Raw genomic sequence first — 329 nt, 5'->3', positions numbered from 1 at the left:
GACGACCAGACCAGCGAGAACCAAACCGACGACGATGGGGACAATATCCGGTGTCTCGGAGCTGGCACAGTCCATCGATGTTCTGAACGTAGTTTCGTTCTTCTTGCCGAAAGCCTGCACGTGCACGTTAGCGACAGTCAGTTTGCCGGGGACGGTGGCGTTGGTCGTCGGTGTTGTGGTCCCGTTCAAGCTCAGCGGCGCGACCGAGGCGCAAGTGTACGAGTTGTTCAGAGGCACGGAGAACAGTGAGCCATTGTACACCAGATGCAGTTCCGTCACATTGGTCATGGTATTGTTTGGGAAAGTGCTGTTGTCGACACCGATGACGA

At 55.9% G+C, this 329-nt stretch carries 1 protein-coding gene; it reads right to left on the bottom strand.

Annotated features, from left to right (window positions below; all coding sequences use genetic code 11):
• On the bottom strand, positions 1-329 hold a 329-nt coding region (locus P2081_RS20585), incomplete at both ends, for a hypothetical protein (protein ID WP_278924650.1).

This window comes from Pseudophaeobacter profundi, from assembly GCF_029697505.1.
GTDB lineage: Bacteria > Pseudomonadota > Alphaproteobacteria > Rhodobacterales > Rhodobacteraceae > Pseudophaeobacter > Pseudophaeobacter profundi.
Note: the sequence above shows the minus strand (reverse complement) of the source record. Positions and strands in the feature narration are given on the sequence as shown.